Raw genomic sequence first — 24,385 nt, forward strand, 5'->3', positions numbered from 1 at the left:
TCCTTAACGTCCTAAATATTTCTCAATCACATCCTCATTGGCCTGTACCTCAGCCAATGTACCTTCGGCTAAGATCGCCCCTTGAGCCAGTACCGTCACTTTTTCACTGATGGTGTCGATAAAGCTCATGTCATGTTCAACCACCACCAAGGTGTGATTTTTCTTCAGCTCTAAACATAGCTCAGCGGTTCGTTCCGTTTCGGCATCAGTCATACCGGCCACGGGTTCATCAAGTAGAATCAGCTTAGGGCGTTGCATAAGCAACATGCCGATTTCCAACCATTGCTTTTGTCCATGTGACAAAAGTCCCGCTGGTTTATGTACCCATTCTTCTAGGCGAATTTGCGCCAATGACTCATCCAAAGCCAGCTGTGCGTCTGGATCTAGTTTGCTGAAGAAGCTTTTCTTCACCCGCTTATCTTTGGGTGCAGCGAGTAGCAAGTTTTCCATCACGCTAAAGTTTTCAAATACCGTTGGTTTTTGAAATTTACGCCCAATGCCTGCTTCCGCAATTTGCTCGGTACTCATCTTGGCCAAATCATAGTTTTGCCCAAAAAAAGCGGAGCCTTCAGTCGGTCGGGTTTTACCCGTAATCACATCCATCAGTGTGGTTTTACCTGCCCCATTGGGCCCAATAATGCAGCGTAGCTCCCCTTCTTGAATGTATAGAGACAGATCATTTAAGGCACGAAAGGCATCAAACCAAACACTGACTTTTTCCAAGTACAGTGCAATCCCATGGCTAAAGTCGGCACCTTGTTCTTTGGGACGTCCATAGCCGTCTGAAGCATGGCCACCATGAGGTTGAATTAGCTCACTCATTCGCTACGCTCCTTTTTAAAACGGTCAAATAGACCAATCACACCTTTGGGTAAGAAAATAGTGACCACAATAAATAAAGCACCCAAGATCAATAACCATGCTTCTGGATAAGCCACGGTGAAATAGGTTTTCACGCCATTAATTAACCCTGCACCCAAAATTGGGCCAATCAAAGTCCCACGCCCACCCGCAGCCACCCATACCGCCATTTCAATCGAATTGACGGGGTTCATTTCACTCGGGTTAATAATGCCAGCTTGGGGCACATACAAGGCTCCTGCAATACCTGCAATCACTGCGGACAGCACCCATGCAGAAAGTTTGTACCACAGCGTGCGGTAGCCCAAATACTGCAAGCGGTTTTCACTGTCCCGAATCGCCCCCAGCACACGACCGTAGGGTTTATTCATTAAATGACGCAACCCTACAAAGCACAACATCAACACCAAAGCCGTTAGGGAACATAAGGTGGCACGCATGGGAGCAGAAGTGATATCCATGCCTAAAATAGTCTTAAAGCCTGTAAACCCATTGTTTCCGCCAAATCCTGTTTCATTGCGGAAAAATAACAGTGCCGCAGCAAATGTCATCGCCTGCGTAATAATCGAAAAATACACGCCTTTAATTTTGGAGCGAAAGGCAAAGAAACCAAAGATGAAGGCCACCACACCGGGAACCAACACCACCAAGGCCAAAGCCCATAAGAAATGATTGCTACCCACCCAATACCACGGCAGTTCAGTCCAGCTTAAAAAACGCATAAAGTCAGGCAGGCTGTCACCTGCCGTCTGGCGCATCAGATACATGCCGAAGGCATAACCACCAAGGGCAAAGTACAAGCCATGGCCTAGGCTTAAAATGCCTGCATAACCCCAAACCAAGTCCAACGCCAAAGCCACCAGAGCCAAGCACATGATTTTGCCAATCAAGGTGACCCAATACGCAGAGAGATGAAAGGCTGAATCGACTGGTAGTAAATGTAACCAAGGCAGGATCAGCATCACCGCAAAGCAGACCGCAATAGCAAGCGCACTATAAGGTTTATCGGAAAATAAAGAAGTGATTTTCATGCGCTTACTCCACAAAACGGCCTTTGATGGCAAACAAACCTTGTGGACGTTTTTGAATAAACAAAATCACAAGAACCAGTAGAATAATTTTTGCAAGAACAGCCCCCATCCCAATTTCAAGGACTGTACCGCTGATCCCTAAACCAAGCGCCGCCAGCACAGCTCCCCAAACTTGCCCGACACCACCTACCACAACAACCAAGAAAGCATCGATAATGTAGTTCTGACCCAAATCAGGCCCAACATTGCCCACTTGTGCTAAGGCACAACCTGCTAGACCAGCCAGCCCAGAACCCAGCCCAAAGGCCAACATATCGATACGGCTAGAGCGAATACCAACAGCACGTGCCATTTGACGGTTTTGTGTCACTGCACGAACAAACAGACCAAAGCGAGTTTTATTAAGCAGGTAAACCAACAGCAGTAGCACCGCAACCGTAAACACAATAATGGCAATCCGGTTATACGGCAGCATTAAACTTGGACTCAGCGCAATACCGCCCGATAACCAAGAAATATTCGAGACTTCAACATTTTGTGCGCCAAAAATCATCCGCACCAATTGCATCAAAATCAGACTGACCCCAAAAGTGGCCAACAAGGTTTCAAGCTGACGACCGTACAGTGGACGAATCACCGTCCGTTCAATCAACATGCCAATTAAGGCGCTCACCAAAAAGGCTGCAGGAATAGCTGCAATTAAATACCAATCGACATAACTACCTAAATAAGTCTTAAACAGGCTTTGCACCACATAGGTGGTATAGGCCCCAATCATAATCAACTCACCATGCGCCATATTAATCACACCCAGCAGGCCATAAGTGATGGCTAAACCGAGCGCTGCTAGCAGTAAAATACTGGCTGTACTGAAACCTGAAAACACATGTCCAGCCCATTCACTGGCCTGAATCCGTGTTTTAATCTGACTTTTGGCATCTACCAACACAGCTTTGAGTTCGGGGTTCAAGTTCGATTGAGTTAAAGCTTGCTCAACCAGTGCCAGCACCTCGGGACGGTTGGAATCGGTAAGGACTTTAGCAGCCTGAATTTGGACTAAAACATCTGGACTTTCAAAGTCGAGGCGCGCTTTAAGCTGTGCCAAGCGCTGTTTAACTTTATTATTTTGTTCATGCAGGTAGAGCTGATTAATCTGCGCAACATTCAGTTCAGACAGATTATTTTCTAAAATATCAATGGCTGCTAAACGTTGGGCAGATTCTTCAGATTTTAATTTGGCCTGTGCTTGTCCAAAGTTTAAGGCTTTACGTAAAGTGTTTACCAAAGTCACCTGAGACAAATCCGCTGGCCAAGTTTCAATCACTTGCTCATCGGGATAACGCAATAATTTTTCATTATTTTTTAAAATATACGTCGTGCCTACACTGTCCCGATACAGCTCATCACTGTCGATCAGTGCCACCAGTCGATCAAATTCTTCAATCGTCCCCGGCCATTGGTTAAGCATGGCACGGCGCTCAGCAAACTCAGCTTTGACAAAACGTTGAATCGTATCATTCGATGCTGATACGCTTTGGGCCTGAGCAGAAAGTTGCGCCTCTTCAGCCCAAATACTGCTACTCACGAGCTGTGCCATTGCGCACAGCAGTGCGGCACAAAAAAATTTAAGATTCATAATATGACTTCCTTAAGCTTGTTTAAAACACCCCACATCGGGATGTGCTTACTGAAAAGCCCACAGCAATCGCAGTAGGCTCAACGCTTAAGAAAATTATTTAGGAATGTACGGACTCCAAGGTTCCGCCTTAATCACAGTTGGTGTTTTATAGACCACGTCAAACTGACCATCACCACGGATTTCACCAATCATCACTGGTTTTTGTAGATGATGATTTTCAGCATCCATTTTTAAGGTATAGCCTGAAGGTGCTTTGAACTCTTGACCAGCCATCGCAACACGAACTTTATCAACATCGGTACTGCCTGCTTTTTCAACCGCTTGCTTCCACATATTGATGCCCACATAAGTGGCTTCCATCGGGTCATTGGTCACGATTTTGTCAGCATTCGGCAGCTTATACTGCACCGCATACTGCTTCATTTTATTCACAAATTCAGTATTGGTCGGGTTTTTCACCGACATGAAATAATTCCAAGCAGCCAAATGTCCAACCAATGGTTTGGTATCAATACCACGGAGTTCTTCTTCACCCACAGAGAAGGCCATGACAGGAATATCTGAAGCTTTAATGCCTTGGTTACCCAGCTCACGATAGAATGGCACGTTAGAATCACCATTGATGGTTGAAATCACCGCGGTTTTCTTACCTGCAGCAAATTTCTTCACATTACCAACAATGGTTTGATAGTTACTATGACCGAAGGGTGTGTACTCTTCCATGATGTCCGCATCGGCCACACCTTTGGACTTCAAAAACGCACGTAAAATTTTATTGGTGGTGCGTGGGTAAACATAGTCCGTACCGAGTAGAACAAAGCGCTCTGCTTTACCGCCCTCTTCGCTCATCAAATATTCCACCGCAGGAATCGCTTGTTGGTTCGGTGCGGCTCCAGTATAGAAAATATTTTTCGACTGCTCCTGCCCCTCATACTGCACGGGATAGAACAATAAACCATTCAACTCTTCTACCACAGGTAACACTGACTTACGCGATACCGATGTCCATGAACCAAAAATCACCGCGACTTTATCTTGGGTAATGAGTTGACGTGCCTTTTCAGCAAATAAAGGCCAATCAGATGCTGGATCGACCACTACAGGTTCTAACTTTTTGCCCAGTACCCCACCGTTGGCATTAATTTCATTGATGGTCATCAAGGCCGTATCTTTGAGTGAGGTTTCAGAAATTGCCATGGTGCCTGATAGCGAGTGCAAAATTCCGACTTTGATGGTGTCACCGCTGCTCACTGCCGCTGTTGGCTCAGACGTTGCTGTTTCCGCTTTCTCTGCAGGTTTTGAACAACCTGTCAAAGCAATAGTCCCCATCATTGCAGTTGCAAGGAATGTTTTAGTGAGTAATTTTTGTTGGAACATCTTGATTTTCTCCAAACTTGAAACTTAGGGTGCATTTTGCAATGCATGATTGTTATTCGCGCTATGAGTGCCAATTCAATTTCTATGCCAAGCAGGGTTTTATGATGTGAAAATCATTGTAAAAATTTTAATTATTTTAATATTTATCAATTATTTATTAATTTTTAAATGCACTGCATTTTAGGTGGATTTGCGCCCAAATGGCTACTTTTCTGCATACAAACTTGTATACATCATGTGTTCCAAATCAATTCATTTCGCCTAATTCAGTCGATTGATCTGGAAAATTATGCACAGATTAGGCGCAATTATATTGCTCATCTGCGCAGCAAAAAGCCCGCAATGTGCGCAATGCTGTTCACTTAAGCAATTGAAGCGTGGCGGAGTTTGTTAGAGAATCCGATGTCGGGTTTGGCATTGGATTTTTTATGGTGTTTCAGCAGGATCTTCTCGACCTCAACAGTCTGTTTAACTTCTCGGATCTGAATACATTTACTCATAATATCCCCATTGAGTGGGTTGAATCTGCACTTAAATTGAGCAGTTCGGCTACTATCCGCAGGCGACGCTTGCCCGCAGATCAGGTTCTCTGGCTGGTTCTCGGAATGGCGATTTTTCGTGATGAGCCTGTCCATGAAGTGGCAAGAAGACTAAATATTTGCGCTCAAGGACTGGCCTCTCTTGACCTGTTGGCACGCAGCGGGGTAACTGAAGCACGTAAGCGTTTGGGTGCAGATCCTGTGGAGTGGCTGTTTCGCCAGACAGGTCAGCACTGGGGACATGAGCGTTACCCAGATGATCAATGGCAGGGGCTTCAGGTCTTTGCTGTCGACGGTGCACTCTTGCGAACCCAAGATACAAATGATCTTCGTGAGCATTTTGGCTCAGGGAATACTTCCACGCAGCGCCAGACGCCATTTCCGATGCTACGGCTCGTCGCACTGATGAATGTGCGCTCGCATATATTAGTCGATGCGCAGATCAGTCCCTATCGCCGGGGGGAGATTCCTCTGGCGTCGAAGTTTCTCAGCCAGATTCCCGATCATTCGATCACCTTGTTTGACAAGGGTTTTTGGAGTGCGGACTTATTGCTTTCACTCTCGATGCAGGGTCAAGGTCGTCACTGGTTGATTCCGGAACGCAAAAATCTGAAAAGTGAGGTGATCGAGACGTATGCAGAAGATGACGTGCGGGTACGGATGAAAGTATCACCCCAAGCAAGAAAGAACAACCCGATGCTCCCCGAATACTGGGAAGTCAGGCAAGTCAGTTATGCTGTGGATAAGGGACGAATAAAGACGGTTCTGACCTCGCTGCCGGCCGATCAGTATCCTGCAAAGGATATCGCTAGACTCTATCAAGAACGCTGGGAAATCGAATTAGGTTTTCGGGATATCAAAAGCTCGATGCAGCATAATGCCATCACGCTTCGCAGCAAGACAGTAGAGCTGGTTTATCAAGAGCTGTGGGGTCTATTGCTGACCTACAATATTATCCGGCGAGAAGCGGCATTTGCAGCGGTAGCCTTTGGGCGTTCACCTTCGGATATCCGTTTCAAGCCTGTATGCCAGTACATAGCCGTTCAGCTGATCGTGATGGCGAATGCCAACCCATTATCAAGAACTGGCAGGCGGCTATCGGAGCTGAGATCAGGGATAGGTAGCCTGTTTCTGGAAAGGCGTTCGAGGGCAACAACACCCCGAACGGTTAAGATGTCAAAAACCCGTTATCCAGTAGATCGAAATGCTGCTCCTCTTAAGTGAACAGCATTGCGCAATGTGCGGGCTTTTTATTTTGTCCTTAGCGGTACTTAAACCACCAATTCGGCCAAGTTACCTTTCTGCTCTAACCATTCTTTACGGTCACTGGAGCGTTTTTTTGCCAGTAATTTGTCCAATAAACCTGCAGTAAAATGACTGTCATCCAAGTCTAATTGCACCAAACGGCGTGTGTTTGGATCCAGCGTGGTTTCACGCAGTTGGCTTGCGTTCATTTCACCCAAACCTTTAAATCGAGTAATTTGCGGGTTCTTGGTTTTGCATTTTTTTAACATGCTTTCAAGCTCATCATCGTCCAAGGCATAGTGCACATCTTTTGCATCATCAATTCGATACAGCGGTGGCATCGCCACATACAGATGTCCCTCTTCAACCAAGATCGGAAAATGTTTCACAAACAAAGCACACAGCAGCGTCGCAATGTGTAGACCATCCGAGTCAGCATCGGCCAAGATACAGATCTTGCCATAACGTAATTCTGATAAATCATCCGACCCTGGATCGACCCCGATCGCAATGGCAATGTTATGCACTTCTTGCGAAGCCAAGACTTCATCAGAAGAGACTTCCCAAGTATTTAAGATTTTCCCACGAATAGGCATAATCGCTTGAAAGTTCTTATCACGTGCCTGCTTGGCTGAACCACCGGCAGAATCCCCTTCCACAATAAACAGTTCAGACTCTTCTAAGGTATGCCCAACACAGTCTGACAGTTTGCCGGGTAAAGTTGGCCCTGCCACAATTTTCTTACGTTCAACTTTTTTCGCAGCTTTCAGACGACGACCTGCTTTTGAGATCGCCATTTCTGCCAACTGGATAGCAATATCGGAGTTTTGGTTCAACCACAATGTAAAAGCATCTTTAGCAATGTTTTGAACAATGCCTGACGCTTCACGGCTGGATAAACGCTCTTTAGTTTGACCTGAAAACTGTGGCTCTTGGAACTTCAACGACAAAATATAGTTCACGCCATCCCAAACGTCTTCAGCTGACAGCTTCATATTGCGTGGCAGCAAATTACGCAGCTCACAAAACTCGCGCATCGCATCGGTCACACCTGAGCGTAGACCATTCACATGGGTCCCGCCCTGTGCCGTTGGAATCAAGTTGACATAACTTTCTTGAACCAATTCGCCGCCATCGACATTCCAACAAATGGCAAATTCAGCACTGGCACGCTCAGCATCTCCTGTTGCCACAAAGGCTGGATGAGGCAGAATCTCACGATCTTCAATTTCATCCATCAAATAATCGACGAGGCCATTTTCAAACTGCCAAACGATTTTTTCGTCATTGATTTGGTCGACGTAATTGATTTGCAAACCTGCCGCCAAAACGGCTTTGGCTTTTAGGTTGTGCTTCAGCGCTTTCAGAGCAAATTTCGGTGAATCAAAATATTTGGCTTCAGGCCAAAAGTGAACGGTGGTTCCTGTGGCACGCTTCGGAGCTTTACCTTCTAATACCACCAAGGGCGCAGTCGGTTCACCCTGCTCAAAGGCCATTTGGTAGAGGTTGCCTTGACGCTGAACTTCTACTTCGACTCGGCTAGATAAGGCATTTACCACGGAAATGCCTACGCCATGCAAACCACCTGAAAACTGGTAGTTGTCGGTACTGAACTTACCACCAGCGTGCAGTTTGGTCAGGATAATCTCGATCCCACTTTGACCGTATTCAGGGTGAATATCGACAGGCATACCACGACCATTGTCTTCGACTGAGAGTGAACCATCTTTATAAACGGTGACGGTAATTTTGTTGGCATGACCGGCCAGTGCCTCATCGACTGCATTATCAATAACCTCTTGCGCCAAATGGTTTGGGCGTGTGGTATCGGTATACATGCCGGGACGACGACGTACCGGATCTAAACCAGATAATACTTCAAGCGATTGAGCCGTATATTGAGACACGTTGTACTGTTTCCTTATTTTAAGCAGTCCGATAAAAACTGTAATGCCATCGGTATTTTGTCTGCGAAATCTTCCATCGCATGATTGCCTTGCGTTTCCGAGATCACGAGCGCTGCGCCATTATAATAGCGCTGTGCTTCACGATAATCCAAAACTTCATCGCCTTGTTGCAATAACACTAAAATTTTGTCTGCATCTTGCACAAATGGCAGCTCAATCTGCTCTAAATAATCTAATTGCGCATCATCGAGCGTCCAATGTTCATTGACTCTATAGGGCAGTTGCGTCGCACCAAATAGATCTCGGAACAAATGCCATGGTTGCATAGCTGGATTGATCAGCACAGCCGGTACTGCCAGCTTCGCGACCAGTTGTGTCGCATAAAAGCCACCTAAACTGCTGCCCACCAGCACCACCTGATCCAATTCCTGAATCAAGGCGGCCAATTTTTCTAAGGCCAAATGTGGCGGCATGTTCAAGTCTGGCAAATGCACGTGCCACTGTGGACGAGATTCGCAATAGCGTTTCAGCAATTGACCTTTAATCGATAAAGAACTGCTTTGAAAGCCATGTAAATAAATAATATTCATGCTGTACATTTACTCTTCTACATCATTTTTATTGAACTCAAAAGAGATGGCATCAGCCGACTGTATTATTTTGTATGGATATAAAAATTGTCAGACAAAAAAATAAGGTCATCTGTGTATTCATCGCTATTGTAAAAGTTGTTCGAGATGAATTAGATAAGCTAGAGTGCTAAGAATTTATACCGTGATCGTTGAAAAAAATAAAGTCCCTTTGGACACAGAAACACAAGGGTAGAAAAAATGCCAAGTTTAACGCCTCTGCACGAGACCTATTGTAAATGGGATCGTACTCCTCCCAGCCAAGCCGACCTGCTTGAAGGGATTGCTCAGTTGGTGACAACCCGCTTAGGCGATGTCGTCCACGATTTAATTCAGGCCATTCAACGAGAAATTTTAATCAGTATATTTGGGATGAATGAAACCAGTTCCAAGAAGTTTCTGTCGACACGGTCAATTGAAGAAATTTACCAGTTTTCCTTCAATACCTTGCAAAACTACGGTAGCTATTTATTGGCGCCAAGTTTGCGTCATATCATTGAAAAATTTCCAAATTTGCATCGCAAACCCTTAACCCCAACCATGCATTATTTAGTTGGTGCAATCAACGGCGTTTTGGGCGACTATTTACTGAAATATCACAACCCTGTGGCGCTACCGATGGTGTTTTATGATCATTACGGTGCTATCCAGCAAGGCGAGTTGTCTGGTCGCGTGGTGATTATGGTCCACGGTCTATGCATGAACCATTTGTACTGGAGCACGGCGCGTTATGGCGGTATAGGGGAAAAACTGCTGGCGCAACGCGCGCAAAATACCATGCTATATCTCAACTACAACACGGGTCGTCGTATTTCAGCCAATGGGCGTAGCTTTGCCAACTCACTACAAGACTTACTCAACCGCAACCCACGGATTAGCTCAATCGATCTGATTGGGCACAGTATGGGCGGACTGGTTTCACGCAGTGCGCTGTTCTATGGCAAACAAAATATGCAAAGCTGGATTCATGTGGTGGAAAACATGGTCTGTATTGGTTCTCCCCATCATGGTGCGGCTTTAGAACGCTTTGGCTTTCATTTGCAGGACAAACTGGGACGTTTCCCATTTGTCAAAATTATTGGGCATATCGTCAACATTCGCAGCAACGGTATTTTAGACTTACGTCATGGCAGTGTGCGGGATGATGACTGGGAACATAATGAAGCGCGTATTGGTCATGTTGATGACAACCGTAAACCTGCTCCATTGCCCTCCCATATCAATACCTTCTTGGTGGCAGGTACTATTGAGTTTGAACATCGCAAATATCGTGCGCTCAATGTGATTGGGGATTATTTGGTCAGTGTAAAAAGTGCCTTAGGCGAGCATATGAATCCACGCTTTCAACTGAAAGTTCCCGATTCACATAAAGCCATTTTCTATGGCTTAAACCATTTTGAGCTACACACCCATGCCAGTGTTGCCGAACAAATCGTCAATTGGTTCTATCCAAATCCAACTGAAACGGAATATGGTCAAGTGCATGAATATATGATCGGGTTGGATGACTTAGAAGGCATTGCACTCACCTAAACCACTGATACATCCAATAAAACAGCCAACATGACGTTGGCTTTTTTATCTTTATTATTTTTTCTTCGCGTGGCTTGGATATTTACGCAACAATTGCCACAGACTAATCAACGCCAGTGCCACAAAAAACACCAAAGACCACACAGGTAAAGACTGACCCAAGAAAGTCCAATCTACCAGTGCACATTCACCTGAACCTGTTAAAACTTGCTCAAACACAGCACGCAGCGGCAACGTGTCTAACCAATAATCCAAGCCTGGGCCACAGCTCGGCACTTGATCAGGCGGTAAGCTCTGTAACCACACGTGACGTGCTGCCACACCTGCCGACCATAAGATCGATAGGCTGCCTAAAAATGCATAAAAGCGTTTAAAACCATTCGATGCAGGGTTATGCAAAAAAGCAATCAGCGAAATAATCCCCAGTCCAATCAGTCCCACACGTTGGAACACACAGAGTGGACATGGGTTTAACTGTAGGGGGCCGTGCTCTAAATACAAGGCAAAGGCCATCCCGATGATACTGGCTAAAACCAAAACACCACTCACGAAGCGATAACTCCATTGCATGGTCAATCCTCTTAATTTTTTATCTAAATTGTGCAAGGTACTGTTCAAAACTCAGTTGACTGTCTTGCTCTAATTGCTGTTGTTGTTGCAGTGATTGCGTGGCTAAATCGTCAAAATAAGCCCATGTCTCTGCACTCAACTGATGACGCTCATAACTCGATGCATGTTGTGCGGCCATTTGGCTACCAAAGCCCCATGTCCCACCCGCTTCCAGAGTATCTTCGATCATCTGCGCCGACAAAGTATCATCAACTTCAGCGACTCTCTGTTGCATGACTGTCATCGCTTTACTATACAGTGTGGTGTCATAGCACTGATCTAACAATACAACCAGTTCTTGCATCGCCTCTAAATGAGACTGACTCCATGCTTCAATTGGAAACGATTGCTCACCCACAGCAATTGCAGCATTCGGTGCACGACCACGATTGACCACTTCCGCTTGGTTTTTCTCGATTTGATCTTGCTCTGCAGGTAATAAATCTGGGCTATCCAGCAGTAAGCAATACAGCGCCAACACTTCTAAGAAACCTGCGGTATCTTCATTGATCCCAATTGGGCTATATGGGTTCACATCCACCGCACGCAGTTCTACATAACCGACACCACGATTGCTCAGCGCTTGTGATGGCGTTTCACCTGCTTGCGGTACTTGCTTTGGACGCACCAAACTGTAGTACTCATTTTCAATTTGCAAGACATGATCATTAATCTGAATCGGCTCGCCCTGCGCATCGTTGAGACCTAAGCGACTAAACGGCGCATAAGCGGTTTTGACTGCCTTTTGTAGGCCTTCGAGATAACCGTCGATATTGTTGTAATGAATACCAAGCTGCTTTTGTGCTGAGTTTTGATAACCAAAACGTCCCATGCGTAAAGCAGTCGCATAGGGTAAATATAACGTCCCGCGCAGCAATGGCAATAAATGATGTTCACGTCCTGTCATAAAACACTGGCAGACCGATGGACTTGCCCCGACCAAAAACATCACCAACGGCGTAAGGCGAATAAAGTTGCGGATCAATCCAAAATAGCGGTGACTACGATAGTCTTGTGCAGATAAGGCTTTTAGTGCTTCATCTGTTTCATGTTGTTGTAATTGTTCAAAGAGTTGATCTGGAAAAGATAAGTTATAGTGTAAACCTGAAATGGTTTGCATACGACGACCATAACGTACCCCTAAACCATGGCGGTACAAGGTCTTGAACTTCCCAATATTTGAGCTGCCATATTGGGCTAAACGGATTTTATCGTCATTGTCATCCAACATGCAGGGCATGGACAGCGGCCAGAGCTTTTCACCATGTTCCAAATGACGATGCGCCACACTATGAATGTCTTTTAAATAATGCAACGCCTCAGCAATGCTGGGCTGGGGTGGCGTAATAAATTCTAATAAAGCTTCTGAATAATCTGTCGTGATATGCGGATGAGTCAGCGCAGAACCCAAAGCTTGCGGATGATCGGCTTGTGATAAAAAGCCATCACTTTGCATGCGCAAACTTTCGCGCTCAATCCCGCGTAACATCCCTTGCAAAAGTGATGAATTGACCCAAGTCGGTAACACAGCTGTAGATTTAGATGCGGGTTGACCCATTACAATCTCACTTTTTGGAAGAAACAATTACAACGACGAATAAAATAAAATCATCAGTTTATATCAGTATAACGTGATTTTAATTCGGCACATTACACCCAGTCCTATTTTCAAGTAAACCATCTGTTCTATTTTTTCGGAAAATATTTATCACAAAGTTACGCTATTAGACATGTCAAAAGTGTGATTGTATTGAAGAATAAATGCTAAAGAATTGTAAACTTTATGAATTATCAAGAAATTTTAGATTTTTGGTTCGATCCCAAAAACCAAAGCTGGTGGTTTAGCCAAAATGATGCGTTCGATGCACTCATCGAAGAAAAATTTAAGACAATTCATCAACAAGCGGCGCATGCTGAGCTATGGTCTTGGCGCAGTAGTGCTGAAGGGCGTTTGGCTGAAATTATTGTGCTCGACCAACTGTCGAGAAACCTGTATCGCAACAGTTCTTTGGCCTTTGCTCAAGACGCCTTGGCCTTGGCTTTGGCGCAAGAAGCCATCACGCTACAACTGGATGCAGCGGTACCACCCATACAACGCAGTTTTTTATATATGCCCTTTATGCATAGTGAATCGAAAATTATTCATCAATATGCTTTAAAATTGTTCGAAGACTTAGGCAATCCGATTAACCTCGATTTTGAACAGCGTCACAAAGAGATTATCGATCGTTTTGGACGCTATCCACATCGGAACCAAGTCCTTGGCCGCAACTCAAGCCAAGAAGAATTGGATTTTTTGACTCAGCCCAACAGCCATTTTTAACTGTTCGGCTTCTCCCTCTGTGCTAAGGAGTCTATCTCATGAAGAAAATTTTAATCGCCTGTGCACTGGCGACGGGTCTGAGTTTAGTAGGCTGTGCCTCTACCCCCTCAAAGCCCTTAACCTTCGACCAGTTAGGTCGGTTTAGTAATACGCCTTTAAACACTTCGACTTATCGCATCAGCTTCCAAGCGCGTCCAAATATGAGCTATGGCACGGCTGAAGAAATTACCTTGGTCAAAGCCGCGCAAACGACGGTGCAAAATGGTTATCGCTTCTTTAAAGTGCTGAATGATCCGAGCAACCAAAACCAACCACCAAGGCAGGCCGTGGTGTATTCAAACCCAATGCCTTATTATCCATATGGTTATTATTCTCGCCATCCAGCCTTTTGGCCTGATCCGTTCTACGATGTACCACGTGTAGTCGACATTGACCCCGTACAAGTGTCATACAGCATTCAATGCTTTAAAGACCAAAAATCGGCACCAAGCGATGCCTTTGATGCCACGCTGATTTTAAAATCGCTGGGTGGAAAATATGGTTTGAGTCCAACTGGTGAAGTGCTCCCACCGCCTGAACCCAGCAGTCCAGCGTCGACCAGCAAATAAAGCATAGAGCCTGCCTATGAATGAGCCTCAAACCGTCCCATCGAGTCTGAAACGCAGCAAACGTTTTGCCACCATTGCCCTAATCACAGCAGTGGTGACATGGCTGCTGCTGATGGTCGTTGCCAAGTTTGTCCCCACAGACAAGGTTTGGATCATTCATATTTTAATGTTATCCGCCGAAGCAGGTGTGGTCGGCGGCTTGGCTGACTGGTATGCCATTACTGTGCTGTTCCGTAATCCCTTTGGAAAAATGCCGATTCCAAAGTTTTTACGCGATCACACCGAAATTATTCCCCGTAACAAAGACCGTATTGCAGAGTCTATGGGCCGCTTTGTACAAGAGAATTTTCTTTCTCCACAAGTGGTGGAAAAAAGCCTGCAAAGTACCGATCTGTCTTTGGCGGTTGGCCAATGGCTTGCCAACCCACAAAACAATCTGCAAGTCACCCAAGTCATTCAACAAACGGTGCCTAAAGTCTTTGAGTTTGTGGGCCAAGAACAAATCGGACGCTTTATTCAAAGTAACAGCGTGCAGTGGGTGCGCAACACTCAGGTCAATCATTTGGCTAGTGAAATGCTGCGTGCAGTGCTAGAAAATGATTTCCATCAAGATGTATTACAACGCGGACTCGACTTGGCGCATGACTGGATGACCCAACACCCTGAACAAAGTCGTGAGTTGACCCGAACCTTGTTCAAAGAACTCGGTGTCTGGAAACTGGCCAAAGGAGCCAGTTGGATTGGCATCGATGTGCAGCAAAGAACCATCGACTCACTCATTCAACGAGTCGAGTCGATGTTGGCCGATCCTGAGCATCCGTGGCGTCAAAAAATTGAAGCGATGGGGCACGCGCTCATGCTCGAACTGGCAGACACCGACAGTAAAGCCAGCCAGCGTTTAAACCAAACCAAAGATGCCTTGCTAGATAGCCCACAAGTGCTGAATTTTATTAGCGGTGCAGTGGTCATTTTATGTGATGCCATTAAACAAGACTTACAAAAACCAGACTCTGGCATTGCTCACAACATCCGTGTATCCATTCAACAAATCGGGGAAAACATCATCTCCAATCAAGCCGTCAGAGACTTGCTTAATCAACGCCTCAGCGGCATTGCGGTCAATCTCAGTGACCAATACAGCGAAAAAGTCATTCGTTTTATCAGTGAACGTATTCACGAATGGGACTCCAGTGTAATGATTGACAAGATCGAAAATGAAGTCGGTGGCGACTTGCATATGATTCGGGTCAATGGTGTGGTAGTCGGTGCATTTATTGGCTTAGCACTGGGGATTATTCGCGCGGCAGTTGAACTGCTCTTATAAAAGCAATCCACAAAAATGCATACTTTACCCCTGCCCTACATGCAAAATTTGCATAAGTAAAAGGGGATGAATATGCTATTTTGGGCTGATATTTAGACACTTTTAAGCATTCATGATTCAGTTGCCTTCATCTAAACTGCCTGCACAAGGCGTCACTATTTTCAGCACCATGACTGCCATGGCACAGCGCTTAAATGCCCTAAATCTATCCCAAGGTTTTCCAGACTTCGAAGCCCCCGCTGAACTGCTGGATGCTTTAGCACAGGCCACTCAAAGTGGTTTCAATCAGTATGCTCCAGGCAATGGGGTCTGGTTATTACGCGAGCAACTGGCGCAGCAATTTGCACAACGCGATCAGATTCAGCTCGACCCGATGACTGAAATTACCATTACCCCAGGTGCAACCATTGGCCTTTTTGCCACCATTCAAGCCGTAGTCCATGCGGGCGATGAAGTCATCATTTTTGACCCCAGTTATGACAGCTATGCGCCAAGTGTGGCTTTGGTCGGGGGTAAAGCCATTCATATTGCGCTCCAAGCACCGCATTTTTCGGTCGATTGGGAGCAGGTCAAATCGGCCATCACAGCCAAAACTAAGCTGATCATTATCAACACGCCACACAATCCGAGTGGTGCCATTTGGAGCAAGCAAGGTTGGCTCACCCTGATTGAACTGATTCGCGACACCAATATTTTAGTCCTGTCTGATGAAGTCTATGAACATCTAGTATTTGATGGTCAACGTCACTATTCGGCTTTGTCTTTTCCTGAACTGCGTGAGCGTAGTGTAGTGGTGGGGTCCTTTGGCAAAACCTTTCATGTGACGGGTTGGAAAACGGGCTACTGCGTTGCTACACCTGCGCTGATGCAACTGTTCCGTCAGGTCTATCAGTTTGCCAACTTCTGCGGAGTCACCCCGGTACAACTGGCGTTAGCCAATTATATGCAGCAACATCCTGAGCATATTCAAAACTTAGCGGGCTTTTATCAAGCAAAACGCGATCGTTTTATTGAGGGTTTAACCGGTTCACGCTTTCAATGGCTGCCTTCGCAAGGCACTTACTTTCAAAATGTCGACTACAGCCACATTCGTCCCGATTTAAACGATGTTGAATTTTGCCGCTTTCTGGCAGAGCAGCATGGCATTGTTGGCATTCCTGTTTCCGTGTTTTATCAGCAGGCACCAGAGGCTTTGCGCATGATTCGTTTTTGCTTTGCCAAGACCGATCAAACCTTAGCTCAGGCAACTGAAATTTTGCAAAGCGTATAAATTTTTTTCAGCTTTGTTTTTGCACAAGAACAGGCTTCGCTTACTGAAATACATCGGCTTTTCAACACTGAACTATGCTAGGGTAAGCCTTAGAAATGTAATAAAAATAACCTCAGGATGACTTATGTCAGCACACACCCCATTGGTGCAACAGCAAAAGTTATGGAAAGCCTTTTTTATTTTCCTGATGCCTTTGATTGCCACCAATATTCTGCAAAATCTGTCGGGTACGATTAATACCATATTTGTCGGACAGATGATGGGGGTGCAGGCGATTGCAGCGGTTGCAGTGTTCTTCCCCATCCTGTTTTGTTTAATGGCCTTCGTAATTGGACTATCTGCGGGTTCTACCGTCTTGGTTGGCCAAGCATGGGGTGCACAGAATATTGAAAAAGTCCGTGCGGTGGTCGGCTCCACTATTTTTATGACTCTCATTGGTGGCAGCTTTATTGCATTTTTAGGGGTGATTTTTGCGCGACCAATTTTATCGGCTTTGGGTATCGATGAAGACGTCATGCATCTCTCGTTACCTTATGTGCAATGGATGTTGGCAGGTAGTCCCCTACTGTTTGTATATATTATTTATACCTCAATTTTACGCGGTGTCGGAGACAGTACGACGCCTCTGATTGCCTCTGGCATGACCATCTTGATTGGGCTTTGTGTCACGCCAGTTCTGATTGCGGGTTATTTCGGCTTTCCAAAACTGGGGATTGTTGCGCCTGCTATTGCGACCATTTTAGGCTTTGTTTCCGTGCTGACCTTTTTGTATTTCTATTTGAACTATAAACAGCACCCACTCAGACTCGATGCACAACTGCTACGTCATATTCGCTTTGACCGCCAGCTGAGTAAAATTATTCTGCGCTTAGGGGTTCCAACAGGCATTCAAATGATCACCACCTCGGTTGCGGGTCTTGTGATTGTGGGCCTAGTCAACCGCCATGGGGCCGATGCGACCGCAGCCTATGGTGCGGTCAATCAGGTTCTGAATTATATTCAATTCCCCGCCCTGTCGATTGCCATTGCTGCATCGATTTTTGGTGCACAAGCCATTGGCGCAGGCAAGTCCGAGTTATTGGCCAAAGTCACACGTACCGCGCTCGGCATGAACATTATCATTACGGGCTCTTTGGTGGTCTTGGCTTATCTTTTCTCCAAATACCTCATGGCACTGTTTATCACGGACCATGCAGTGGTTGAGCTAGGGCAACAGCTGTTGTTCATTGTGCTGTGGTCTATTTTATTCTTTGGTGCCAGTGCCATTTTTGCCTCCATTATGCGGGCCAGTGGTACAGTCACCATGCCCATGATCATCAATATCGTTGCGATTATTGCGATTGAAGTGCCCTGTGCCTACTTATTTAGTGAATGGTGGGGACTGCAAGGGATTTGGTATGCTTATGCACTGGCCTTTGTCAGCTTATGCATTATGCAGGGGCTTTATTATCAATTTGTTTGGAAGAAAAAGACCATTGAAACGCTCATTTAAAGCTAAACAGATATTTGATAGAACACGTTTTTGATCATGACACTCTTTAAAATTAAGCATAAAAAAACCCGCCAAGGCGGGTTTTTTTACATCACGACATTAAGACTTTCTTTGGCTTAATTTAGTCGCAAAAGCCGTCACTTTTTGGTAGCCCGTTGGTAAGATGCGCTGAATCAAATCTAGCGTTTTCGCATCATTGCCAATCAATAAACGGCGCTTGTCTTTTTGTACCGCCTCTAAAATTTGACGCGCTGCTTCTTCAGGTGGACAGCGTAATAATTTATTAAAGGTCTGAGCAGATTTCTCAGGGTTCATCCCAATGCTACGCAAGCTGTCATTCACTTTGGCAGCATTGGCAATATTGGTTCGAATCCCACCCGGATGCACGCACAACGCGCTCACACCAGAGTTTTCCATATCTAACTCTTGGCGTAATGACTCGGTAAAGCCACGCACCGCAAATTTAGTAGCATTGTAAGCAGATTGAGTCGGTTGAGCCGTTAGACCAAATAAGCTGGAAATATTGATGATATGCCCATCGCCTGTTTTCTTAATATAAGGCAGAAACTCTTTGGTGCCATAGACCACACCCCAGAAATTAATCCCCACGATCCATTCCAGCTCTTCATAGGATGCACCTTCTACGGTTGAACCCAAAGCAACGCCAGCATTATTAAAAATCATATTCACAGAACCATGATTTTGTATGGTTTCTTCAGCCCACGCTTGCATCGCTAAGCGGTCTGAGACGTCTAATTTTTTCGTGGTGACACGTACATTGCTGCCTTGTAGCAGTTCAACTGTTTTCGCCAACCCTTGTTCATTGACATCACTCAATGATACATGACAGCCCGCCTTGGCCAATAAAAGTGCCAATTGTTGTCCAATACCCGATCCTGCACCTGTAATTGCCGCGACTTTATTTTTAAAATTCTTCATGAAATTGTGGTTGTCCTTTATCTTTGTACATCGACTGTAGATGCTTTTTTTATAATTGACAATATCAATTGTCATAAATTTAATAGCCAAAAGTGTCAAGTCCATGAAAACCACATAGAGATTAAAGCCTACGCATAGGTAGAGTCGTGGTTTATTGCTAAACTATGCAAAACCTTGGCTTTAAAATAGGGCGATGAAATCTGATGACGGCATCTGAACCAGTACAACAAAACAGCGATAACAATAAAACCAAAGAAAGACAATTCAAGGGCTTATCGCTTTCTGAACGTAAACAGCTGCGTCGTGAAAAACTCATTGAAGCAGGAATTGAAGCCTACGGCACTCACGGCTTTTTTGCCGTGACGGTGAAAGATATTTGTAATGAAGCTAAACTTACTGAACGTTATTTTTATGAGTCGTTTAAAAAAAGTGAGCAACTATTTCAAACCATTTTTTTAAAGCTGATCGATGAGTTACAGCACAATGTCATGCAAGCCATTATGCAAGCCTCTTCAGATCCACACAAAATGATTGATGCTGGACTGCGTGCCCTGCTCACCACCTTAAAAGATAATCCCCGCATGGCGCGTATTATTTATATCGATGCAATGTTGGTCCAAGAATTACATAACCAAGCCACCATTCATGAAACCATGACCCGTTTTGACCGCATGATTCAAGCCTTTGTGATGTTGATGATGCCGCAAATTAACCGGTCCGAACGAGAAATTTCGCTGGTTGCCACAGGCCTCAATGGCTATGTCACACAAATTGCGATCCGTTGGGTGGTCAGTGGGTTTAAACAATCCTTTGAAGAGGTTTTATCCTCGAGCCGTATTGTGTTTATTTCACTTCTAGAAACCTTTTCAGATCCCAATACACGGGCAAAATTGGATGTCTAAGACTTTTCACTTGGATGCAATCGGCATTTCCGAATGCAATTTAGATTAAACTTCCATTAATTTTGAATCCCAATATGACGATTTTTTGTCACATTTTTTTGCAAATTTCATCAATCGTCTGTTTTTTGCAATGATACTGTCATAATTAATCTTTGTAATAAGCCTGTCATAAAATTAAAACGGCCTGCCGTTACCTACAATAGGATATTGCGTTGTGAAAGATGACTACATTTTAATCGTCGATGATGAACTTCCCATTCGAGAAATGATTCACACCTCGTTGGATATGGCAGGCTTTCAATGCTTACAAGCAGAAGATGCAAAACAAGCCCACCAAATGATTGTGGATCAGCGCCCTGCTTTGATCTTGCTCGACTGGATGATGCCTGGTGGCGTCAGTGGTGTAGACTTATGTCGTCGTCTCAAGCGCGATGAAAATCTCTCTGAAATTCCAGTGATTATGCTCACGGCACGTGGTGAAGAAGACCATAAAGTGCAAGGTCTGGATGCTGGTGCAGATGACTACATGACCAAACCGTTTTCGACCCGTGAATTGGTTTCACGCATTAAAGCTGTTTTACGCCGCGCTAATGCGCTCAGCGGTGAAAAATCGATTGATGCCAATGGTTTAATCTTAGACCCTGTCAGCCAACGGGTCAGCTTTGGCAATAATTTCCTCGATATGGGGCCAACCGAGTATCGTTTATTGGCCTTCTTCATGACCCATCCTGAGCGTGCCTACACCCGTGCACAACTTCTTGACCAAGTCTGGGGCGGAAACGTGTATATTGAAGACCGTACCATCGACGTGCATATTCGCCGTTTACGTAAAGTGCTTGAGCCTTATGCTGCAGATCGTTTTGTGCAAACAGTTCGGGGTACAGGCTATCGATTCTCTACACGTGCGGATATCGCCCTAGGTTAATTTTGTTTTATGTATGAACCCTACCCGGTCCCTGAACTTGCGCGCGAGCATAAAAAAACGCGATACAGCAGTTTATGGGGCTTTGCCAAACAGGACTTACGTCTCCTTGCCTTTTTCTTGCTGATTGCAAGCTTGATTGGTTTTGGCGTTGGTTATTTTTGGACGTGTATTTCCTTTGCCTTTGCCGTTTTTTTCATTCTGCAAATGCGCTCTTTGTATTTGGTCAATGACTGGATTTCCAATCGTCCCTACGAAGTTCCACCCAACCTGGGGGGCATTTGGGGGGCATTATTGTTCAATGTTTATCGTGCACAGCGCCAAGAACGGATTGTACAAGCGGAAATGGTCGGGTTGATTGATCGGGCACAGTCATCATTGGTCGCTTTGCAAGAAGCCGTGGTGCTGATCGATGACATGCAACAAATTGAATGGTGGAACCCTGCCGCAGAACGGTTATTAGGCATCGAACAAAATGACCGTGGCCGTAATATTTTGACTTTATTACGCCAACCGAGTTTTGTGGATTATTACAATAATATTGATGCGGCACCAGATGGCTTAAAAATGAAGTCATCCAGTTTTGATGAACATTATGTTCAAGTCAAAATGACCCGATTTGGGGGTGAAAGTCGCTTACTAGTCGCCTATGACGTGACCCGCATGCACAATCTCGAACAAATGCGTAAAGACTTTGTCGATAACATTTCACATGAACTACGCACACCGCTCACAGTACTCAGTGGTTATATTGAAACCTTTACAGACCAAGAAGACCTCAACCCACGTTGGAAGCGGGCCTTTGACCAAATGCAGGCACAGGCCAAACGCATGAATGCCTTGGTGAATGATTTGCTATTACTGTCACGCCTAGAAAATGACAAGCAAATTGCTAAAAATCAAATCATTGATATGCCTAGCTTAATGAACCAACTTTATGACGATGCGCATGCCTATAATATTGATTATGGGCATACGCTCAATCTCGATATCGACAGTCACTGCGACTTAATCGGTTCAGATATGGAGTTAGCCAGCGCTTTTAGTAATCTGATTACCAATGCCATCAAATACACGCCGAAAGGTGGAACGGTGACCATGGGTTGGCATGACAATGGTGAACAGGCTTATTTTACTGTGGAAGATACTGGTATAGGCATTGATCCTAAGCACCTGCCCCGTTTAACCGAACGCTTCTACCGTGTCGACAGCGCGCGCAGTCGACAAACAGGTGGCACAGGCTTAGGGCTAGCAATTGTGAAACATGTGTTAATGCAACACCAAGCACATTTAGAAATTGAATCTAAAGAAAATCAAGGCTCTATTTTTAAAGTGATTTTCCCCAAAGAACGCACCTATAATCCTGAATAAGCCTTTCTTCAAAAGCATGAAAAAAGCACCGATATCGGTGCTTTTTTGTCTCTCAACGTCCCTTTAACAAGGACGGTGACCGAGAGCTGAAACGATTAAACTGTATGTCCCATCGCTTCACCCATCACCACAGTCGAGTTGGCTTTAAAGGCTGCATCCCACGTCATTTTGTCTTTTTCAAACAGTACCACAGCAGTTGAGCCTAGGTAGAAACGACCGAGTTCAGCACCTTTGTCCAAGAATAAATTATGCTGATTTAATTCTAAACGGCCAGTCGGTTTCACTTTTCCTGTTGCAACCGTTTCAATCCCCGCCACAATCATAGCGCCAACGAGAACTACGGCCATACGGCCGATTTCTGTATCAAATAAACAAACCATACGTTCATTGCGGGCAAATAGGCCTGGAATGTTTTCAGCAGTGGTTTGATTGACCGAGAACAATTCACCCGGCACATATAAGGTTTCCGTCAATGTGCCTGCAAATGGCATATGCACACGGTGATAATCTTTAGGCGATAAATACACCGTTGCAAACTGACCATTTTTAAACGGTTCAGCCAATTGCGGATCTGCAATTAAATTATCAACGGTGAATTTTTGTCCTTTGGCTTGGAAAATATCACCTTCCACAATTGGACCCAACTGTGAAATCGCACCATCCGCAGGCGATACAATACTGGTCGCATCGGTATCAATATCACGTACACCCTCTTTTAATGCACGGGTAAAGAATTCATTAAAGGACTTAAACTTCAGTGCATTGCTCTGCTCAGCAATCGACATATCAATGCCGTACTGCGCTTTAAACGCGGTGATGACCGCATTTTTCACAATCGGATTTTCGCTGGCTGCGACTCTGCCCACGACACGTGATAACTGATGTTGGGGTACAACACGTTGAGCTTGAATGAAAATTTGTTTTTTTAAGCGTGATGTGAGGCTCAAGACGGCATCTCTCCGGTAATGATAGGACTGTCGAGGCGGTTGCCCCATTCACTCCACGCACCGTCATACGCCTGAATATTCCAACCCAATAAACGACCTAAAATATAAGCCAGTCCTGAACGGTGATGTGACTGACAATACACCACCACAGGTTCATTTAAGTTAAAACCCAATTGCTCTAAGCGTTGCTGCGTGCGTTCTAAAGGGTGCAATCTTAAATGATTTTCACGGTTAAGGGCAGTACTCCATTCAAAATGTAGTGCATTTGGAATGTGACCGCCGCGTCGCGCTGCAAGACGCAGGCCCGTATATTCATCTTCTGTTCGGCAGTCCCAAAGTTGGACTTGGCTGCTTTGAACTTTCTCTAATAACTCAGCATATTCAATTCGATACTGCTGTATTTTGGCTTGATCGACCTGTACTAAAGCACTGACAGGTTCAAACTGCTCCACTTCGGAAGTGGTTGGAAGTCCTGCTGCAAGCCATACATGAATTCCACCATTCAGCAAGCTGGTATTTTCAAAACCTAAGCAGTGTAAATTCCAAATCAAACGCCCTGCCCATGCGCCACCTTCATCATCGTAAACCACCACATGATGCTCAGGTGAAATATTCAAATAACGAATCAGCTCTTGTAAACCTTCCACATCAGGAAGTAGACCGGTGGCTTGTTCATCTTGGCGCACCAAAAATTTTGGCTTTAAATGTAAAGCATGTGGAATATGCAATTGGTCATAGACTGAAGCTCGACTTAAATCGACGATGCGTAATTTGTCATTCCCTAAATGCGGAACCAACTGCTCTGCGTCTATCAACAAGCCAAAATCAAAGGCAGAATGTGTCATATTATTTCGTATTTTTTCAGATCATGCTTTGATCTTAGCACAACTCATTTTTACAATTATTCTGATTTTTTT

At 45.0% G+C, this 24,385-nt stretch carries 21 protein-coding genes; 10 read left to right on the forward strand and 11 right to left on the reverse strand.

Annotated features, from left to right (window positions below; translation table 11 throughout):
• Positions 1 to 3 precede the first annotated feature (3 nt).
• The 4 genes from urtD to urtA form a co-directional block, all read right to left on the reverse strand.
• Entirely contained in the window at positions 4 to 822 is an 819-nt protein-coding gene (urtD, locus tag AC4CUX_RS06380; protein WP_004691767.1) for an urea ABC transporter ATP-binding protein UrtD, read from the reverse strand.
• Positions 819 to 1,892: an urea ABC transporter permease subunit UrtC gene (urtC, locus tag AC4CUX_RS06385; RefSeq protein WP_005401483.1), complete on the reverse strand. Its 1,074-nt coding sequence runs from the start codon at positions 1,890 to 1,892 to the stop codon at positions 819 to 821. Before urtC ends, urtD begins: the two co-directional genes overlap by 4 nt.
• 4 nt (positions 1,893 to 1,896) lie before the next feature.
• Positions 1,897 to 3,528, reverse strand: coding sequence for an urea ABC transporter permease subunit UrtB (gene urtB / locus AC4CUX_RS06390; protein WP_201952916.1), 1,632 nt, complete (start codon positions 3,526 to 3,528; stop codon positions 1,897 to 1,899).
• Between the two features lie 96 nt (positions 3,529 to 3,624).
• Positions 3,625 to 4,908: an urea ABC transporter substrate-binding protein gene (gene urtA / locus AC4CUX_RS06395; RefSeq protein ID WP_094148416.1), complete on the reverse strand. Its 1,284-nt coding sequence runs from the start codon at positions 4,906 to 4,908 to the stop codon at positions 3,625 to 3,627.
• A gap of 428 nt (positions 4,909 to 5,336) precedes the next feature.
• Here urtA and AC4CUX_RS06400 point away from each other — a divergent pair, with 428 nt between their 5' ends.
• The gene (locus AC4CUX_RS06400) at positions 5,337 to 6,671 is read left to right on the forward strand and encodes an IS4 family transposase (RefSeq protein WP_201953753.1); all 1,335 of its coding nucleotides are present in this window, start codon (positions 5,337 to 5,339) and stop codon (positions 6,669 to 6,671) included.
• Positions 6,672 to 6,718: 47 nt separating this feature from the next.
• Here the strand turns inward: AC4CUX_RS06400 and parE are convergent, their stop codons facing one another.
• Both parE and AC4CUX_RS06410 read right to left on the reverse strand, forming a co-directional pair.
• The gene (gene parE, locus AC4CUX_RS06405; protein ID WP_058951507.1) at positions 6,719 to 8,599 is read right to left on the reverse strand and encodes a DNA topoisomerase IV subunit B; all 1,881 of its coding nucleotides are present in this window, start codon (positions 8,597 to 8,599) and stop codon (positions 6,719 to 6,721) included.
• A gap of 14 nt (positions 8,600 to 8,613) precedes the next feature.
• Positions 8,614 to 9,189, reverse strand: a complete 576-nt coding sequence (locus AC4CUX_RS06410) for a YqiA/YcfP family alpha/beta fold hydrolase (protein WP_078388343.1) — start codon at positions 9,187 to 9,189, stop codon at positions 8,614 to 8,616.
• Between the two features lie 240 nt (positions 9,190 to 9,429).
• Here AC4CUX_RS06410 and AC4CUX_RS06415 point away from each other — a divergent pair, with 240 nt between their 5' ends.
• Positions 9,430 to 10,761: a PGAP1-like alpha/beta domain-containing protein gene (locus AC4CUX_RS06415; RefSeq protein WP_078388291.1), complete on the forward strand. Its 1,332-nt coding sequence runs from the start codon at positions 9,430 to 9,432 to the stop codon at positions 10,759 to 10,761.
• A 54-nt stretch (positions 10,762 to 10,815) separates the two neighbouring features.
• On the opposite strand, the gene AC4CUX_RS06420 is transcribed toward AC4CUX_RS06415, so the two are convergent.
• Positions 10,816 to 11,331, reverse strand: a complete 516-nt coding sequence (locus AC4CUX_RS06420) for a disulfide bond formation protein B (RefSeq protein ID WP_058870537.1) — start codon at positions 11,329 to 11,331, stop codon at positions 10,816 to 10,818.
• 19 nt (positions 11,332 to 11,350) lie between these two features.
• Complete coding sequence (gene gshA / locus AC4CUX_RS06425) at positions 11,351 to 12,928, reverse strand: glutamate--cysteine ligase (protein ID WP_490792242.1); 1,578 nt, start codon at positions 12,926 to 12,928, stop codon at positions 11,351 to 11,353.
• Between the two features lie 225 nt (positions 12,929 to 13,153).
• Between gshA and AC4CUX_RS06430 the strand changes: the two genes are divergently transcribed.
• From AC4CUX_RS06430 to AC4CUX_RS06450, 5 genes are all read left to right on the forward strand, one after another.
• Positions 13,154 to 13,693 (forward strand): DUF924 family protein, encoded by a 540-nt coding sequence (locus AC4CUX_RS06430; protein WP_201952922.1) that lies wholly within the window; start codon positions 13,154 to 13,156, stop codon positions 13,691 to 13,693.
• Between the two features lie 38 nt (positions 13,694 to 13,731).
• The gene (locus AC4CUX_RS06435) at positions 13,732 to 14,301 is read left to right on the forward strand and encodes a CC0125/CC1285 family lipoprotein (protein WP_058951504.1); all 570 of its coding nucleotides are present in this window, start codon (positions 13,732 to 13,734) and stop codon (positions 14,299 to 14,301) included.
• 16 nt (positions 14,302 to 14,317) lie between these two features.
• A complete protein-coding gene (locus AC4CUX_RS06440; RefSeq protein WP_201952925.1) occupies positions 14,318 to 15,625 on the forward strand; it encodes a DUF445 domain-containing protein in 1,308 nt (435 codons plus the stop codon).
• A 112-nt stretch (positions 15,626 to 15,737) separates the two neighbouring features.
• Positions 15,738 to 16,895 carry a methionine aminotransferase gene (locus AC4CUX_RS06445; RefSeq protein ID WP_201952928.1) on the forward strand — a complete coding sequence of 386 codons (1,158 nt, stop codon included), beginning with the start codon at positions 15,738 to 15,740 and terminating at the stop codon, positions 16,893 to 16,895.
• A gap of 124 nt (positions 16,896 to 17,019) precedes the next feature.
• A complete protein-coding gene (locus AC4CUX_RS06450; RefSeq protein ID WP_183173450.1) occupies positions 17,020 to 18,387 on the forward strand; it encodes an MATE family efflux transporter in 1,368 nt (455 codons plus the stop codon).
• Positions 18,388 to 18,486: 99 nt separating this feature from the next.
• Here the strand turns inward: AC4CUX_RS06450 and AC4CUX_RS06455 are convergent, their stop codons facing one another.
• Positions 18,487 to 19,326: an SDR family NAD(P)-dependent oxidoreductase gene (locus AC4CUX_RS06455; RefSeq protein ID WP_201952931.1), complete on the reverse strand. Its 840-nt coding sequence runs from the start codon at positions 19,324 to 19,326 to the stop codon at positions 18,487 to 18,489.
• A gap of 203 nt (positions 19,327 to 19,529) precedes the next feature.
• Between AC4CUX_RS06455 and AC4CUX_RS06460 the strand changes: the two genes are divergently transcribed.
• The 3 genes from AC4CUX_RS06460 to phoR all read left to right on the forward strand — a co-directional run bounded on the left by AC4CUX_RS06460 (position 19,530) and on the right by phoR (position 22,521).
• Positions 19,530 to 20,228 carry a TetR/AcrR family transcriptional regulator gene (locus AC4CUX_RS06460; protein WP_063454377.1) on the forward strand — a complete coding sequence of 233 codons (699 nt, stop codon included), beginning with the start codon at positions 19,530 to 19,532 and terminating at the stop codon, positions 20,226 to 20,228.
• 214 nt (positions 20,229 to 20,442) lie between these two features.
• Positions 20,443 to 21,153, forward strand: a complete 711-nt coding sequence (phoB, locus tag AC4CUX_RS06465; protein ID WP_004691794.1) for a phosphate regulon transcriptional regulator PhoB — start codon at positions 20,443 to 20,445, stop codon at positions 21,151 to 21,153.
• Positions 21,154 to 21,162: 9 nt separating this feature from the next.
• Positions 21,163 to 22,521, forward strand: a complete 1,359-nt coding sequence (gene phoR / locus AC4CUX_RS06470; protein WP_004691795.1) for a phosphate regulon sensor histidine kinase PhoR — start codon at positions 21,163 to 21,165, stop codon at positions 22,519 to 22,521.
• A gap of 95 nt (positions 22,522 to 22,616) precedes the next feature.
• Here the strand turns inward: phoR and asd are convergent, their stop codons facing one another.
• Positions 22,617 to 23,468 carry an archaetidylserine decarboxylase gene (gene asd / locus AC4CUX_RS06475; protein ID WP_062031857.1) on the reverse strand — a complete coding sequence of 284 codons (852 nt, stop codon included), beginning with the start codon at positions 23,466 to 23,468 and terminating at the stop codon, positions 22,617 to 22,619.
• Positions 23,465 to 24,313 (reverse strand): sulfurtransferase, encoded by an 849-nt coding sequence (locus tag AC4CUX_RS06480; protein ID WP_201952934.1) that lies wholly within the window; start codon positions 24,311 to 24,313, stop codon positions 23,465 to 23,467. The genes asd and AC4CUX_RS06480 overlap by 4 nt, the downstream gene beginning before the upstream one ends.
• Positions 24,314 to 24,385 lie beyond the last annotated feature (72 nt).

The sequence above is a fragment of the Acinetobacter sp. 231_lipA genome (assembly GCF_058243005.1).

Bases quoted from the DNA above. Each gene is read 5' to 3' on its own strand.
- AC4CUX_RS06400 (WP_201953753.1), top strand. From the start codon at position 5,337: ATGGTGTTTCAGCAGGATCTTCTCGACCTCAACAGTCTGTTTAACTTC.
- urtB (WP_201952916.1), bottom strand. From the start codon at position 3,528: ATGAATCTTAAATTTTTTTGTGCCGCACTGCTGTGCGCAATGGCACAG.
- urtA (WP_094148416.1), bottom strand. From the start codon at position 4,908: ATGTTCCAACAAAAATTACTCACTAAAACATTCCTTGCAACTGCAATG.
- AC4CUX_RS06440 (WP_201952925.1), top strand. From the start codon at position 14,318: ATGAATGAGCCTCAAACCGTCCCATCGAGTCTGAAACGCAGCAAACGT.
- AC4CUX_RS06435 (WP_058951504.1), top strand. From the start codon at position 13,732: ATGAAGAAAATTTTAATCGCCTGTGCACTGGCGACGGGTCTGAGTTTA.
- phoR (WP_004691795.1), top strand. From the start codon at position 21,163: ATGTATGAACCCTACCCGGTCCCTGAACTTGCGCGCGAGCATAAAAAA.
- AC4CUX_RS06415 (WP_078388291.1), top strand. From the start codon at position 9,430: ATGCCAAGTTTAACGCCTCTGCACGAGACCTATTGTAAATGGGATCGT.
- AC4CUX_RS06420 (WP_058870537.1), bottom strand. From the start codon at position 11,331: ATGCAATGGAGTTATCGCTTCGTGAGTGGTGTTTTGGTTTTAGCCAGT.
- AC4CUX_RS06460 (WP_063454377.1), top strand. From the start codon at position 19,530: ATGACGGCATCTGAACCAGTACAACAAAACAGCGATAACAATAAAACC.
- AC4CUX_RS06455 (WP_201952931.1), bottom strand. From the start codon at position 19,326: ATGAAGAATTTTAAAAATAAAGTCGCGGCAATTACAGGTGCAGGATCG.
- AC4CUX_RS06410 (WP_078388343.1), bottom strand. From the start codon at position 9,189: ATGAATATTATTTATTTACATGGCTTTCAAAGCAGTTCTTTATCGATT.
- AC4CUX_RS06450 (WP_183173450.1), top strand. From the start codon at position 17,020: ATGTCAGCACACACCCCATTGGTGCAACAGCAAAAGTTATGGAAAGCC.
- gshA (WP_490792242.1), bottom strand. From the start codon at position 12,928: ATGGGTCAACCCGCATCTAAATCTACAGCTGTGTTACCGACTTGGGTC.
- AC4CUX_RS06480 (WP_201952934.1), bottom strand. From the start codon at position 24,313: ATGACACATTCTGCCTTTGATTTTGGCTTGTTGATAGACGCAGAGCAG.
- AC4CUX_RS06430 (WP_201952922.1), top strand. From the start codon at position 13,154: ATGAATTATCAAGAAATTTTAGATTTTTGGTTCGATCCCAAAAACCAA.
- AC4CUX_RS06445 (WP_201952928.1), top strand. From the start codon at position 15,738: ATGATTCAGTTGCCTTCATCTAAACTGCCTGCACAAGGCGTCACTATT.
- urtD (WP_004691767.1), bottom strand. From the start codon at position 822: ATGAGTGAGCTAATTCAACCTCATGGTGGCCATGCTTCAGACGGCTAT.
- urtC (WP_005401483.1), bottom strand. From the start codon at position 1,892: ATGAAAATCACTTCTTTATTTTCCGATAAACCTTATAGTGCGCTTGCT.